This window comes from Photobacterium kasasachensis (genome assembly GCF_050336885.1).
GTDB lineage: Bacteria > Pseudomonadota > Gammaproteobacteria > Enterobacterales > Vibrionaceae > Photobacterium > Photobacterium kasasachensis.
This window is the reverse complement of sequence record NZ_JAKJSH010000010.1, coordinates 142,801-157,126: the sequence shown is the minus strand read 5'-3', so window position 1 is coordinate 157,126 and position 14,326 is coordinate 142,801. Positions and strand designations below refer to the sequence as shown.

Genomic DNA, 14,326 nt, shown 5'->3' with positions numbered 1-14,326 from the left:
TTCTTACTTCCTTGCAAAAAAATATACTACAACTTTCTATTATTTAGAATCAAATACTCTGATAGTCAAACTATACTGCCAATAGATCCGCATTTACAACCTTGTCAATAGCCAATCGTACTATGATGCCAAGGGAGAAGCAGGATGATCATTGGTGTACCCAAAGAAATCAAAAACCACGAATATCGCGTCGGGCTGGTTACCAGCAGCGTTCGTGAACTGGTCTCATTAGGCCATCAGGTTCTCATCGAAACCAACGCCGGTAGTGGAATTGGTCTATCTGATTCAGACTATCAAGCTGCTGGCGCTTCAATTATTTCAACTGCTAAAGAAGTTTTTACCAGATCAGAGATGATTGTCAAAGTAAAAGAGCCTCAAGCAGCAGAAAGAGCCATGCTGAATGAAGGACAAATTTTATTCACTTATCTCCATCTTGCCCCAGATTTTCCACAAACAAAAGACCTAATTGACAGCAAAGCTATCTGTATAGCTTATGAAACGGTCACAGATCATCTAGGAAGACTACCATTATTGGCACCAATGTCTGAAGTTGCCGGCAGAATGTCTATCCAGGCAGGAGCACAAACTCTAGAGAATTCTAATGGTGGACGCGGGTTGTTACTCAGTGGTGTTCCCGGCGTAGAACCTGCTAAAGTTGTCGTCCTCGGTGGTGGTGTCGTCGGCTCTAACGCAGCTAGAATGGCCATTGGCATGCGAGCCGATGTCACGATCCTCGACCGTAACCTCGATACCCTTCGTGCCCTCGATGTCGAATTTCAGGGCAAGGCCAAAGTCATCTACTCTACCCACGAAGCGATTGACCAGCTGGTTCCCGATGCAGACGTGATTATCGGTGCCGTTCTGATCCCTGGGGCAGCCGCACCAAAACTGATCACCGCCGAGCACGTGAAACAGATGAAGCCCGGCTCGGCGCTGGTTGATGTCGCCATCGACCAGGGCGGCTGTTTTGAAACATCGCATCCGACGACCCATACCGATCCGACCTATATCGTCGACGATGTCGTTCACTACTGCGTTGCCAATATGCCCGGTGCTGTTGCTCGCACCTCGGCGTTTGCCCTCAATAATGCAACCTTGCCCTACGTGATCAAACTTGCCAGTAGCGGTTACAAGAAAGCATTGCTGGACGATCCGGGGTTCCTTGCCGGACTGAACGTGATCCATGGCAAAATCACCTGCAAAGAAGTCGCCGAAGCGTTCGATTTACACTATACCGACCCAGAGGTTGCAATCAGTATGCATTAAAATATGCGAGTCACTTATTAGAACCACTAGAAATAAGTGAGTCGGAACAAGACTAAGGTATTGTTACTTGCCAATGGGAAGCCTGACTAAGTGCTTCCCTGTTCAAACGATCTTCAATTCAAGGCTACGGACTTCCCCCGTACAGGTTATCTTGGGGGCAACGTCACCGGGGCACTTTCCTTACGTCCTCAATTTACCTACAATCACCCTTCTACATGATAATAATCTCATTTCAGCCTGGAGAAGTAATGAGTAACGTAAGACATTGTAAACTGCTCATCCTTGGTTCTGGTCCTGCTGGCTATACTGCCGCTGTCTATGCCGCACGTGCTAACCTAAATCCTGTAATGGTAACCGGCATGCAGCAAGGCGGTCAGCTAACGACGACAACCGAAGTAGAAAACTGGCCAGGTGATGCAGAAGGCCTGACTGGCCCTGCGCTAATGGATCGAATGAAAGAGCACGCTGAAAAGTTCGAGACTGAGATCATTTTTGACCATATCAACGAGACCGATTTTAGCCAGCGCCCGTTCCGCCTGAAAGGCGACAGCTGCGAATACACCTGCGACGCTTTGATCATTGCCACCGGTGCTTCAGCCAAGTACCTCGGTCTGGAATCAGAAGAAAACTTCAAGGGCCGTGGCGTTTCTGCCTGCGCGACCTGTGACGGATTCTTCTACCGCAACCAGAAAGTAGCCGTTGTTGGCGGCGGTAATACCGCAGTCGAAGAGGCACTATACTTGTCAAACATTGCGTCGGAAGTCCACCTTATTCACCGCCGCGACTCATTCCGTTCAGAGAAGATTCTTATCAAACGCCTGATGGACAAGGTAGAGAACGGCAATATCATTCTTCATACTGATCGCACTCTGGACGAAGTACTGGGTGATGATATGGGGGTGACGGCTGTTCGCATTAAGGACACCAAGTCTGATGCCACTGAGACCATCGATGTCATGGGTGCCTTTATTGCCATTGGCCACCAGCCAAACACCGGAATCTTCGAAGGTCAGCTGGATATGGCCAACGGCTACATCAAGGTACAATCTGGCACCGAGGGCAATGCGACCCAAACCAGTGTCGAAGGTGTCTTTGCCGCCGGTGACGTCATGGATCACACCTACCGTCAGGCTATCACCTCGGCAGGTACAGGATGTATGGCAGCCCTTGACGCCGAGCGCTTCCTGGACGCACTAGAAGAACAAAAATAATCAAAATCGGCCGCTACCCCTGTAGCGGCTGCTTTTAGCCTTCTACCTTTCTGCTCGCTGCCATTTACGGCACAAGATATCTTATGGACAAACAATTACAACGAGACTTGACCAAGTGGTTAAAGTCACAAAGCAAGCTCGCCAAACGCTGGCTGATGTTCAGTGTCGGGCTTGGATTTCTTTCCGGGGTGCTACTTGTCGGCCAAGCTGCGCTGCTTGCCCACATTCTCCATCAACTTATTATCGAACAGACTGATAAATATGAGCTGGTAAACAGTTTTCTCGGCCTGATCCTGATTGTCGGACTCCGCGCAGGCTGCAGCTGGGGACGTGAAATATACGGTTACCGCTGCGGCGAACAAATCCGGCTTCATATTCGACAGCTTATCCTTAACCGCCTGCACAACCTTGGCCCGGCCTACATCAAGGGCAAACCGGCAGGTACCTGGGCTAGTCTGGTACTGGAGCAGGTTGAGGAAATGCAAGATTTCTTCTCGCGCTATATCCCGCAGATGTCTATTGCGGTGCTGGTTCCGCTGGTTATCCTGTTTGCCGTCTTTCCGCTGAACTGGGCTGCCGGTCTGATTTTCCTGATCACCGCCCCGCTGGTGCCGATTTTCATGGCACTGGTTGGCTTGGGCGCAGCCGATGCTAACCGACGCAACTTTAAAGCCCTGCAACGCCTTTCTGGCCACTTTTACGACCGCCTGCAGGGGTTATCGACACTTCGATTGTTTAACCGCGCAGAAGCCGAAGCAGAGAACTTACACGCAGCCTCGCATGTACTGCGCAAGCGTACGATGGAAGTGTTGCGACTCGCCTTCCTTTCCTCGGCGGTGCTGGAGTTTTTCTCTGCCATTTCGGTGGCCATCGTTGCCGTCTACTTTGGCTTTGCCTTCATCGGCGAGCTGAACTTCGGCAACTACGGTGTCCCGCTATCGTTGTTTACCGGCCTGTTCGTCCTCGTACTGGCTCCTGAGTTTTACCAGCCGCTGCGCGATTTAGGGACTTTCTACCATGCCAAGGCCCAGGCCATTGGTGCCGCAGAGTCGATTGTCGAGTTTCTCAATGCAGAAGCAGACGAGATGACCCAGGGTGACGAGGAGCTTCCTTCACCAGAAACCATCCGGATCAGCGTTCAGGATCTGGAGGTGCTGAGTCCGCAAGGTCAGGTTCTTGCAGGGCCACTAAGCTTTGATATTCAGGCCCATGAGCAAGTTGCCCTTGTCGGCCCGAGCGGTGCTGGTAAAACCAGCCTGCTCAATGCGCTACTGGGCTTTCTGCCTTATCGCGGCAGCCTGAAAATCAACGGTGTAGAACTCAAGCAGCTTGACCATAGCGAATGGCGCCAGACAATCAGCTGGGTGGGACAAAACCCGCTGCTGGTACACGGTACCGTGCGCGACAACATTACCCTCGGCAACCCACTGGCGACCGATGAGCATGTTACTCAGGTTGCGCAGCAGGCCTATGCCGATGAATTTATCAGCCGCCTTGAGAAAGGCTACAGCCATCAGGTCGGCGACCGCTCCGGTGGCCTGTCTGTTGGTCAGGCACAACGTATCGCTGTCGCACGGGCCATGTTACAAAACGGTGCCTTCTGGTTACTGGACGAGCCGACAGCCAGCCTGGATGCCAACAGTGAACACCTGGTACTGGAAAGCCTGACAATGGCTGTCAAAGGCCAGACTACCCTAATGGTCAGCCACCGCCTTGACCAGTTAGCGGCCATGGATCGTGTACTGGTGCTGGAAAACGGCAAACTGGTTCAGAACGGTCATTTCGATCACATCCGCCAGCACGGCCTTCTCGCCGATATGCTCGCCCACACAGACAAGAGGGATCTCGATGCGTGATTTAATCCCTTACCTGAAACTCTATCGCAAACACTGGTTTGGCCTGACACTCGGCATGCTGCTTGGACTGGCGACCCTGCTGTCAGCGCTCAGCCTGCTGACGCTTTCAGGGTGGTTTATCGCCGCTTCTGCCGTAGCCGGACTGACTATTGCCCGGGAAACCTTCAACTACATGCTACCGGGAGCCGGTGTACGGGGATTCTCGATGGCACGTACTGCCGGTCGCTGGGGTGAACGCGTAGTCAGCCACAACGCCACCTTCAAGCTGCTTGCCGATCTGCGTCTGTTCTTCTTTCGCAAACTGACGCCGCTGATCCCCGGTCGCCAGGCAAACCTGCGGGATGCCGATTTGCTCAACCGCCTGGTTGCCGACGTGGATGCTATGGACCATGTGTACCTGCGTCTTGTCAGCCCGCTGGTGATCGGCGTCATTGCCCTGCTGGCGATCACTGGCTTTCTGGCCTGGTTTGATCTTGTTATCGGCCTGACACTGGGCTTCATTCTATTGGCGCTGATGTTCACCCTGCCAGTTATCTTTTACCGGCTAGGTAAAACCAATGGTGAAGCACTGACCTATGCCAAGGCTAACTACAGGATAAAGCTACTCGACTGGATCCAAGGCCACGCCGAACTATTGCTGTTCAATGCCGAAGACCGCTATCGCGAGCAAGCCGTCGCCGAGCAAGATGCCCTGCTGGCAGCACAGCGCAAGATGGCAAGCCTGACCGGTCTTGCTAATGCGATTCTGATGGCAGCAACAGGCTGGACACTGGTCCTGATCACCTGGATTGCTGCTGACGGTATTGGCGGTGCAGCACCCGATCCGTTTGTTGCCATGGTTGCCTTTGCCACCATGGCAAGCTTTGAGATCATGATGCCAGTTGCCGGTGCTTTCCAATACCTGGGTCAGACATTGACCTCTGCCCGCCGCCTGAATGAGATTATTGAAGCGACACCGGACACACCGTTTGATCCGAACGGTCATCAAGCGCAGGTCAACGGTGATATCAGTATTCGCAATATCAGCTACACCTACTACGGTAGCGACGAGCCGGTACTGAAAGATGTCTCTCTTGAACTGAAACAAGGTGAAAAACTGGCTCTGCTTGGCCGGACAGGCTGTGGCAAATCGACACTGCTGCAACTGCTGACCCGTAACTGGGATCCGCAGCAAGGCGACATCAGTATTGATGGTATCGCCCTGCCAGCATGGCACGAAGACTCACTGCGCCAGGCGATCACGGTCGTTAGCCAGCGAGTGGATGTGTTCAATGGCTCGCTGCGCGAAAACCTTGTTCTTGCCAAGCCGGATGGCTCTGACGATGAATTCAGGGACGCACTGGCAAAAGTCGGTCTTGAGGCCCTGCTTGACGGCAAGGGGCTGGATACCTGGCTGGGAGAAGGTGGCCGTCAGATTTCGGGGGGCGAACGCCGCCGGATCGGTATTGCCCGCGCGCTACTGCATGATGCGCCCATCCTGCTGATGGACGAACCAACCGAAGGACTGGATCGCCGTACAGAGCAGCAGATCATCAAGCTGCTGCTTGATCATGCTAAAAACAAAACCGTGTTATTCATCACCCACCGCCTTGTAGGATTGGATCAGATGGATCAGATTTGCCTGATGGATGAAGGGAAAATCATTGAGAGCGGGCAGCATGATAAGCTCTTGGCCGAAGGCGGCCGCTATGCCGAGCTGTGCAACCGGATCTAGAAACTAGAAACTAGAAACTAGAAACTAGAAACTAGAAAAGATTAAGCGAGGGATGCAGGTCCCTCGCTTTTTTCGTTTTGAGCCTTAAGTTACAGAACCTTATCTACCCTGACCCCTTCGTCAAAATAAAGGATCCGCACACTGTCTCCGCGCTGGAATATCATTTGCTTGTCGACATCCTGAATCACATCGATGAGCCTGCCATCCTCCGCTTTAATCAACAGCTCAACCAATCGATAATCAACTACCTTCTGGACCGGCTGGCGGTTATGAGCAATACCGGCCCCGGCGACAACACCCACTGCGGTAGCTACTTCACGCCCGGAGCCACCACCGAACTGATTACCAATCAATCCTCCAACAACACCGCCAAGCAGGGTTTCCCACCCGTTGCGCTGGGAGTTAATGACCTCCTGATGAGAGATATAACGTACCGAATCGACATCACCGAACACGATTTTATTGACCGTACGAGCCTCATTTCGGTTATAGGGTGCTGCTGTTACAACAAGAGGAAGCATTAGCAGTAACATTAAGAACTTTCTCATCATATAATTTCCTCAGTGGGGGTAACTGTATATCTAGCTACCTATATTATTTATTCTTGTATTAAGCACCAACGACTACAGTACTTATGGCTATCTATCTGCCGGAACTCGATCCGGTCAATACACAGTTTCCGGTGGCGGAAACCGCCCTGGACGACCCCAACGGACTGCTGGCATTTGGCGGCGACCTGAGACCTGAGCGCCTGCTCTCTGCCTATCGCCAGGGTATTTTTCCCTGGTATTCAGAAGGTGAGCCCATCCTCTGGTGGAGCCCGGCCCCGCGTGCCGTCTTCCTTCCCGATAAATTCAGGCCAAGCAAAAGCTTACGCAAGTTTTTCCGAAAATCAGGGTACCAAGTCACCCTGAACAAAGCCTGTCACGATGTGATTCGCCTGTGTGCCGACAGCCGTGGCCCGGAAGAAACCTGGATCACTGCCGATATGATGCAGGCATACCAGGTCATGCATAACCTCGGCTACTGTCATTCAGTAGAAGTATGGCAGGACAGCACCCTCGTAGGCGGACTCTACGGAATTCAGATTGGTACTGTGTTCTGCGGCGAGTCAATGTTTTCCCTGGCCGATAATGCATCTAAAATTGCCTTGTGGCTCTTCTGTCAGCATTTTCACGCTCACGGCGGCACGCTGATTGACTGTCAGATCATGAATGATCACTTAGCTTCGCTAGGGGCAGTTGAGATTGAACGCTCTCCATTTATGCAATTTTTGCAACAGCAAAGAGATGCCATACTAGAAGAAAGCTGTTACCAACCTCGGGAGCTGCATCAGTAAACTCATGACCAGCTATAACAAACTGTCGCTAAGAATCGGTCTGACCCCGACATCAGATTGCAACTACCTGCCTAGTGAACAGGAACAGCTAGGTGTGGTCATGGATCACCAGTGGATGACGCCATTGGGTTATGGCGTACTTATTGCCTCAGGCTACCGACGCAGTGGTAATGCACTATACCGGCCGATGTGCCAATCCTGTCAGGCTTGTACGCCGCTACGTGTCGACTGTGAGCAGTTTGCCCCGTCGAAAAGTCAAAAGCGCCAGCTGAACCAGATGAAGAAGCTACGTTGGGAATTTAAGCCCAACCTTGCCCCCGACTGGTTTGCTCTTTACGAACGATATATCCGCCTGCGGCATGCCGGGGGAACTATGTACCCGGCCAACAAAGAACAGTTCTTTGACTTTTGTACCGCCGCCTGGATGGAAACCTTGTTTTTGCACGTCTATGAGGACGACAAGTTGATAGCAGTTGCCATCACCGATGTCTTCGATGATGCGCTCAGCGCCGTCTACAGCTTCTTCGAGCCGGAATCTTCACTCTCGCTCGGTACACTCTGCGTGCTGTACCAGATCCAATACGGTAGGCAAACCGGCAGAAAGTGGCTCTACCCCGGTTATCAGATAGATCGCTGCAAGGCCATGAACTACAAAGTTCGCTTCAAGCCCTACCAGAAGCTGATCGATGGTTGCTGGCAGTAGGCCATCGATTATCTATATTAGCGCTCTGATTCGTCTCAGAATCTGATAAAAAAACGAGAAAATACGTTTTAATACGTCACAATAGCTGACAAAGGGTAACGGCAAGGGTAAAATTGCGGCCTAAACTTTACACTCAAACAGTTTCAAGGCATTATCCAGCCCGATCAGAAGCATGGCTGGTAGCCTAAGAGGATTCAATGGCAAAAGAAGACGTAATTGAAATGCAAGGTACTGTACTAGATACACTACCTAACACTATGTTCCGCGTTGAGCTGGAAAACGGTCACGTAGTTACCGCTCACATCTCTGGTAAAATGCGCAAGAACTACATCCGTATTCTTACTGGTGATAAGGTAACTGTGGAACTGACTCCATACGACCTGACTAAAGGCCGCATCGTCTTCCGCGCGCGTTAATCTTAATCCAAGATTAAAGAATGCAAATAAAACCCGGCCTGTGTGTCGGGTTTTATTTTTCTGCCAGATAAAAAATAACCGCCATAAGGCGGTTATTTTCACATCAAAAGCTTGCTGTTAGTGGGCTGGTTCCATTTCACTGCTGAACTGGAAGTCCAATTCGTCATTGACGATATCAACTCGTACCGAGCCGCCGTTTACCAAGCAACCAAACAACAACTCGTTTGCCATCGGCTTCTTAAGGTTATCCTGAATAACACGGGCCATCGGGCGAGCGCCCATAGCTTTGTCATACCCTTTATTCGCTAGCCACTCACGGGCTTCGGACGACACTTCCATCGATACGCCACGGGCATCCAGCTGGGCCTGCAGCTCAACGATGAACTTATCAACCACTTGCGAGATAACATCTTTCTCAAGGTGATTGAACCAGATAATGCCATCAAGACGATTACGGAACTCAGGGGTAAAGATACGCTTGATTTCCGACATCGCATCCAGGCTGTGATCCTGCTGAATCAGGCCAATTGACTTACGTACTGTCTCTTTCACACCGGCATTGGTTGTCATCACCAAAATCACATTGCGGAAGTCCGCCTTGCGACCATTGTTATCAGTCAGCGTACCGTTATCCATCACCTGCAACAGCAGGTTGAACACATCCGGGTGCGCCTTCTCGATCTCATCCAGCAGAACGACAGCATGCGGGTTCTTGATCACGGCGTCGGTCAGCAACCCACCCTGGTCATACCCTACGTAGCCCGGAGGTGCACCAATCAAGCGGCTTACCGTATGGCGCTCCATGTACTCAGACATATCAAAACGCAGTAGTTCGATACCCAGCGTTCGTGCCAACTGTACCGTTACCTCAGTTTTACCGACCCCTGTCGGGCCAGCAAACAGGAAGGACCCCACAGGCTTGTTATCGGCACCCAGACCTGCTCGGCTCAACTTGATCGCCTCTGTCAGCACATCAATGGCAGGGTCTTGACCAAATACTAGCATTTTCAGCTTGTTATCGAGTTTCTGTAAGACATCGCGGTCGCTTGATGATACCGACTTCTCGGGAATACGCGCCATCTTGGCAATCATTGCCTCGATATCACTGACATTGACGGTTTTCTTACGACGGCTGGCCGGAGCCAAGCGACAACGCGCACCCGCCTCGTCAATCACATCAATAGCCTTGTCCGGCAGATGACGTTCATTAATGTATTTCGCCGACAGCTCAACGGCCGCACGAATGGCCTTATTGGTAAAGCGTACCTCATGGTGCGCTTCGTATTTAGGCTTCAGCCCCATCAGGATCTTGGTGGTATCGTCCAGCGACGGCTCGACAATATCAATTTTCTGGAAACGACGTGATAGTGCCCGCTCCTTCTCGAAGATATTGCTGTATTCCTGGTAGGTCGTCGACCCCATGCAGCGAATTTTCCCACTACTCAGCAATGGCTTGATGAGGTTAGCAGCATCAACCTGGCCACCTGAGGCAGCACCAGCACCGATAATGGTGTGGATCTCGTCAATGAAGAGCACCGCGTGGTCTTCTTTTTCCAGCTGCTTCAGAATGCCTTTGAAGCGCTTCTCGAAGTCACCACGGTATTTGGTACCGGCAAGCAGGGAACCAATATCCAGCGAGTAAATGACGCAGTCTTTGATAATGTCCGGCACCTGGCCTTCAACAATGCGCCATGCCAGCCCTTCGGCGATGGCAGTCTTACCGACCCCTGCTTCACCTACCAGCAACGGATTGTTTTTACGGCGGCGGCACAGAACCTGTACAGTACGCTCAAGTTCGTGGTCTCGGCCAATCAGCGGGTCGATTCCGCCTGCACGGGCCAGTTGGTTCAGGTTGGTCGCAAAGTTTTCTAGCTTATCTTCGGAATTCTGCTCGGCACGCGGTTCGTCCCCGCCCACATCAGAACCGTTCAGGTCATCGTTATCGCTGTCTTTGACTGTTCCGTGAGAAATAAAGTTAACCACGTCAAGGCGGCTAATATCACTCTTCTTCAGTAGGTAGGCAGCGTGGGATTCCTGCTCGCTGAAAATGGCAACCAGCACATTGGCACCGGTAACTTCACTGCGGCCGGAGGATTGGACGTGGAACACGGCACGCTGCAGCACGCGCTGAAAACTTAGCGTAGGCTGCGTCTCGCGGCTTTCATCATCAGCCGGGATCAGCGGTGTCGTCTGTTCAATAAACGAATCGAGCTCTTTACGCAATGTATCCAGATCAGCTCGACAAGCCAGCAACGCCTCTTGCGCTGCCGCATTATCTAACAATGCCAAGAGCAGATGCTCAACAGTCATAAACTCATGGCGTTTTTCCCTTGCTCTTGCGAATGCACCGTTCAGACTTGCTTCAAGTTCTTTGTTTAGCATAAGGCACCTCCCCTAAATACCACTCAAAATGGTGTGCCGGAAAAAGTTCAAGCTTTTTCCTTCGTACACAGTAGCGGATGTTCATGCTCCCTCGCATACATCATCACTTGTGCCACCTTCGTCTCGGCGACTTCAGCGGTAAAGGTTCCACATACTGCTTTCCCTTCGTAATGCACAGTAAGCATCAACTGTGTGGCTTTCTCCAGATCCATGGAGAAGAACTTCTGTAACACTTCTATCACAAAATCCATCGGAGTGTAATCATCATTGTTTAAAATAACTTTATACATCGATGGTGGCTTAACCTGAGTATCCTCCTCGTCTAGTACGTCAGACTCAGGAATAATCCATTCATATAACTTGCTCATAATCTCATCTTAGTCATTTGTTCAAGGGCTTGCTACATCATCTGCATAGAAACAAGGATTTTATGAAAATGTTATAGTATGCACTTGACTGTCTAGCTCTTTTTACTAAAGTGTAACCTGTAGTAGATAATAACTGCATCAAAATAGCATTAGTATGCAAGTCGTGGTAAAAAGGAACGGCATACTAATGCAAAATGGATCTTGAATGCAAAGAGGGATGTAAAGCATGGCAACAGGTACAGTTAAATGGTTCAATAACGCAAAAGGCTTCGGTTTCATTTGCCCTGAAAGTGGCGAAGGCGATATTTTTGCACACTATTCAACTATCCAAATGGATGGATACCGCACTCTCAAGGCTGGCCAGCAGGTCAACTACACTGTCGAGACGGGTCCTAAGGGTTTCCATGCCAGAGAGATAGTCCCTGTCGAAGGTGAAGTGGTGAAATAACCCGCAATCAACTTTGTACATCAATTTCTAAGGTGAGCCGAGGCTCGCCTTTTTTATTGTCGCCTCAAACCTGCTACTTCGCCGCTCACTAATCATGCTACGCCATCTTATCCGGGCCTGTTTGCCTCATACCTAAAGTGAATAGTTACTGAATAAAGCAACCTCACCGTTATTAACATTCCTATTAACAATCACACGCTCTTTGCAGCCTTATCTTCTATCATAAGCTAAAAAATCGCTGACGAACATCTTGCGCCGATAACCCTATACCAGAAATGAGGGACTCGACAGCTGTTTCAGGGAGTTACAGACAAAGCGGCTAACCGTCACAAAATAACCAGGCGGCTCCAATAAAAAAGGCTCAGCCGAAGCTGAGCCTTTGTCTATCCGGATGGATATATTTGATTACTTCATCTGCTCGATCATGTCATCGGCAAACTCAGAACACTTACGCAGTGTTGCACCTTCCATCTGGCGCTCAAAGTCGTAAGTCACAGTCTTGTTACTGATTGCCGCTTCCATCGAGCTGATAATCAGATCTGCCGCCTCAGTCCAGCCTAAGTGGCGAAGCATCATCTCAGCAGACAAGATCAGTGAACCTGGGTTAACTTTATCCTGACCAGCATACTTAGGCGCAGTACCGTGAGTTGCCTCGAACAGCGCCACACCGTCACCGATGTTTGCACCCGGAGCAATGCCGATACCACCAACCTGCGCTGCCAGAGCATCAGAAACGTAGTCACCGTTTAGGTTCATCGTTGCAATCACATCATACTCCGCAGGACGAAGCAGGATTTGCTGCAGGAAGGCATCAGCGATGCTGTCCTTGATAACGATCTCTTTACCCGTGTTTGGATTCTTCAGGGTCATCCAAGGGCCACCGTCTAGTAGCTCTGCGCCGAATTCCGCTGCCACTTCGTAACCCCAGTCTTTGAAGGCACCCTCGGTGAACTTCATGATATTACCTTTGTGAACTAGCGTTAGCGAGTCACGGTCGTTATCGATAGTGTACTGCAGTGCTGCACGGATAAGACGTTTAGTACCTTCTTCAGAGACAGGTTTGATACCGATACCACACTGCTGTGGGAAACGGATCTTTGTCGCACCCATTTCGTCTTGCAGGAACTTGATAACTTTGTCTGCTTCCTCGGTACCCGCCTGGAATTCAACACCGGCATAGATATCTTCCGAGTTTTCACGGTAGATAACCATATCCGTTAGATCTGGGCGTTTAAGAGGACTTGGCACGCCGTCAAAATAACGAACAGGACGTGCACAGATGTACAGGTCTAGTTCTTGGCGTAGAGCAACGTTAAGTGAACGAATACCACCACCTACAGGAGTGGTTAGCGGGCCTTTGATAGCCACTTTATATTCGCGAATGAAATCTAAAGTTTCTTGCGGTAACCATGCGTCTTCGCCGTATACCTGAGTTGATTTCTCACCTGTGTAGATTTCCATCCACTCAATTTTACGGTCACCTGCATAGGCTTTTTCTACCGCCGCATCGACAACTTTGATCATAGCAGGGCTTACATCAACACCGATACCATCGCCTTCGATGTATGGAATTACCGGGTTGTTAGGAACGACCAGTTTACCTTCTGCGTCAAGAGTAATCTTCTGACCTTCAACTGGTACAACTACTTTACTATCCATTTAAATCTCCTAGCGTCCATTTGTTATCTTTTTGTAAGATGCGGGCAAATCATACTTGAAATTTTATCGATACGCCACTCGGGTTGTTTTTAGCGTATAATAGGCGGGTCAATTTAGTCACCCCCAGCACAGCACGCTATTTATGAAGCCAAACACCTCGTCACGTCAACCGACACGTTCTAATAATGAGCGTAGAGCATCAAGAAAATATAATAAACCCAAACGTCCTCGTGGCCCGCAAAAGATCATATTATTTAACAAACCTTATAACGTTTTGACCCAGTTTAGTGGCGAACCGGGAGATAAAACACTGTCTGATTACGTCCCGGTGAAGGATGTTTACCCGGCAGGGAGGCTTGATAAAGACAGCGAGGGTTTATTGGTACTGACCAATGACGGCGTACTCCAGGCCCGCCTCACGCAGCCAAAATCCAAACAACCCAAAATTTACTGGGTACAGGTTGAAGGGGCCCCGAGCGAAGAGCAGCTCGACCAACTCCGTAAAGGCGTCACTCTGAAAGACGGCCCGACCCTGCCAGCAGGGGTCGAGCGCATTGAGCACCCCGACATCTGGGACCGTAACCCGCCAATCCGCGAACGGAAAAATATTCCGACCACCTGGCTGGCTATCACCTTAAAAGAAGGGCGAAATCGCCAGGTACGCCGGATGACGGCACATATCGGTTTTCCGACCCTCCGACTCATCCGCCACAAAATGGCCAGCTGGACTGTCGAAGGCCTCGCGCCGGGCGAGTGGCGAGAGGTCAAGCTTTCGCAAACCACCTAACCATTGCGTTGCCGGCAGTCGAAACCACAACTGCCGGCCGAAAACACTTTCTCAGGCTTCCCCACAAAAAACGACACCGAAAAAGCTACACATTCCCCCCGGGTTCATCTATGATACGCCCCACAAAGCAAACGTTTGCGTTAGCATCTCAACTCAGAGAACAAACTGCTGACAGCA

The 14,326-nt window shown here is 50.6% G+C and carries 13 protein-coding genes; 9 read left to right on the top strand and 4 right to left on the bottom strand.

Going from position 1 to position 14,326, the window contains the following annotated elements; translation table 11 throughout:
- Positions 1-144 precede the first annotated feature (144 nt).
- From ald to cydC, 4 genes are all read left to right on the top strand, one after another.
- Positions 145-1,266, top strand: a complete 1,122-nt coding sequence (gene ald, locus L4D19_RS15415) for an alanine dehydrogenase (protein WP_428453168.1) — start codon at positions 145-147, stop codon at positions 1,264-1,266.
- Between the two features lie 248 nt (positions 1,267-1,514).
- A complete protein-coding gene (gene trxB, locus L4D19_RS15410; protein ID WP_428453167.1) occupies positions 1,515-2,477 on the top strand; it encodes a thioredoxin-disulfide reductase in 963 nt (320 codons plus the stop codon).
- Between the two features lie 83 nt (positions 2,478-2,560).
- Entirely contained in the window at positions 2,561-4,333 is a 1,773-nt protein-coding gene (cydD, locus tag L4D19_RS15405) for a heme ABC transporter permease/ATP-binding protein CydD (RefSeq protein WP_428453166.1), read from the top strand.
- On the top strand, positions 4,326-6,047 hold the full coding sequence (gene cydC, locus L4D19_RS15400; protein WP_428453165.1) for a heme ABC transporter ATP-binding protein/permease CydC: 1,722 nt from the start codon (positions 4,326-4,328) through the stop codon (positions 6,045-6,047). Before cydD ends, cydC begins: the two co-directional genes overlap by 8 nt.
- Before the next feature lie 89 nt (positions 6,048-6,136).
- On the opposite strand, the gene L4D19_RS15395 is transcribed toward cydC, so the two are convergent.
- Positions 6,137-6,595, bottom strand: a complete 459-nt coding sequence (locus tag L4D19_RS15395; protein WP_428453234.1) for an outer membrane lipoprotein — start codon at positions 6,593-6,595, stop codon at positions 6,137-6,139.
- Positions 6,596-6,681: 86 nt separating this feature from the next.
- On the opposite strand from L4D19_RS15395, the gene aat reads away from it, so the two are divergent.
- The 3 genes from aat (at position 6,682) to infA (ending at position 8,505) form a co-directional block, all read left to right on the top strand.
- Complete coding sequence (gene aat, locus L4D19_RS15390) at positions 6,682-7,386, top strand: leucyl/phenylalanyl-tRNA--protein transferase (protein ID WP_075764724.1); 705 nt, start codon at positions 6,682-6,684, stop codon at positions 7,384-7,386.
- Between the two features lie 4 nt (positions 7,387-7,390).
- Positions 7,391-8,089, top strand: a complete 699-nt coding sequence (locus tag L4D19_RS15385) for an arginyltransferase (protein ID WP_428453164.1) — start codon at positions 7,391-7,393, stop codon at positions 8,087-8,089.
- A 197-nt stretch (positions 8,090-8,286) separates the two neighbouring features.
- Complete coding sequence (infA, locus tag L4D19_RS15380) at positions 8,287-8,505, top strand: translation initiation factor IF-1 (RefSeq protein ID WP_005298441.1); 219 nt, start codon at positions 8,287-8,289, stop codon at positions 8,503-8,505.
- Positions 8,506-8,622: 117 nt separating this feature from the next.
- Here the strand turns inward: infA and clpA are convergent, their stop codons facing one another.
- Positions 8,623-10,887 carry an ATP-dependent Clp protease ATP-binding subunit ClpA gene (gene clpA, locus L4D19_RS15375; protein ID WP_075764728.1) on the bottom strand — a complete coding sequence of 755 codons (2,265 nt, stop codon included), beginning with the start codon at positions 10,885-10,887 and terminating at the stop codon, positions 8,623-8,625.
- Between the two features lie 47 nt (positions 10,888-10,934).
- Positions 10,935-11,255 carry an ATP-dependent Clp protease adapter ClpS gene (gene clpS / locus L4D19_RS15370; protein ID WP_075764730.1) on the bottom strand — a complete coding sequence of 107 codons (321 nt, stop codon included), beginning with the start codon at positions 11,253-11,255 and terminating at the stop codon, positions 10,935-10,937.
- A gap of 226 nt (positions 11,256-11,481) precedes the next feature.
- On the opposite strand from clpS, the gene cspD reads away from it, so the two are divergent.
- Complete coding sequence (cspD, locus tag L4D19_RS15365; RefSeq protein ID WP_075764732.1) at positions 11,482-11,703, top strand: cold shock domain-containing protein CspD; 222 nt, start codon at positions 11,482-11,484, stop codon at positions 11,701-11,703.
- Positions 11,704-12,108: 405 nt separating this feature from the next.
- Here the strand turns inward: cspD and icd are convergent, their stop codons facing one another.
- On the bottom strand, positions 12,109-13,362 hold the full coding sequence (icd, locus tag L4D19_RS15360) for an NADP-dependent isocitrate dehydrogenase (protein ID WP_428453163.1): 1,254 nt from the start codon (positions 13,360-13,362) through the stop codon (positions 12,109-12,111).
- A 142-nt stretch (positions 13,363-13,504) separates the two neighbouring features.
- Between icd and L4D19_RS15355 the strand changes: the two genes are divergently transcribed.
- Positions 13,505-14,149, top strand: a complete 645-nt coding sequence (locus L4D19_RS15355) for a pseudouridine synthase (protein ID WP_428453162.1) — start codon at positions 13,505-13,507, stop codon at positions 14,147-14,149.
- The last annotated feature ends 177 nt before the right edge of the window (positions 14,150-14,326 follow it).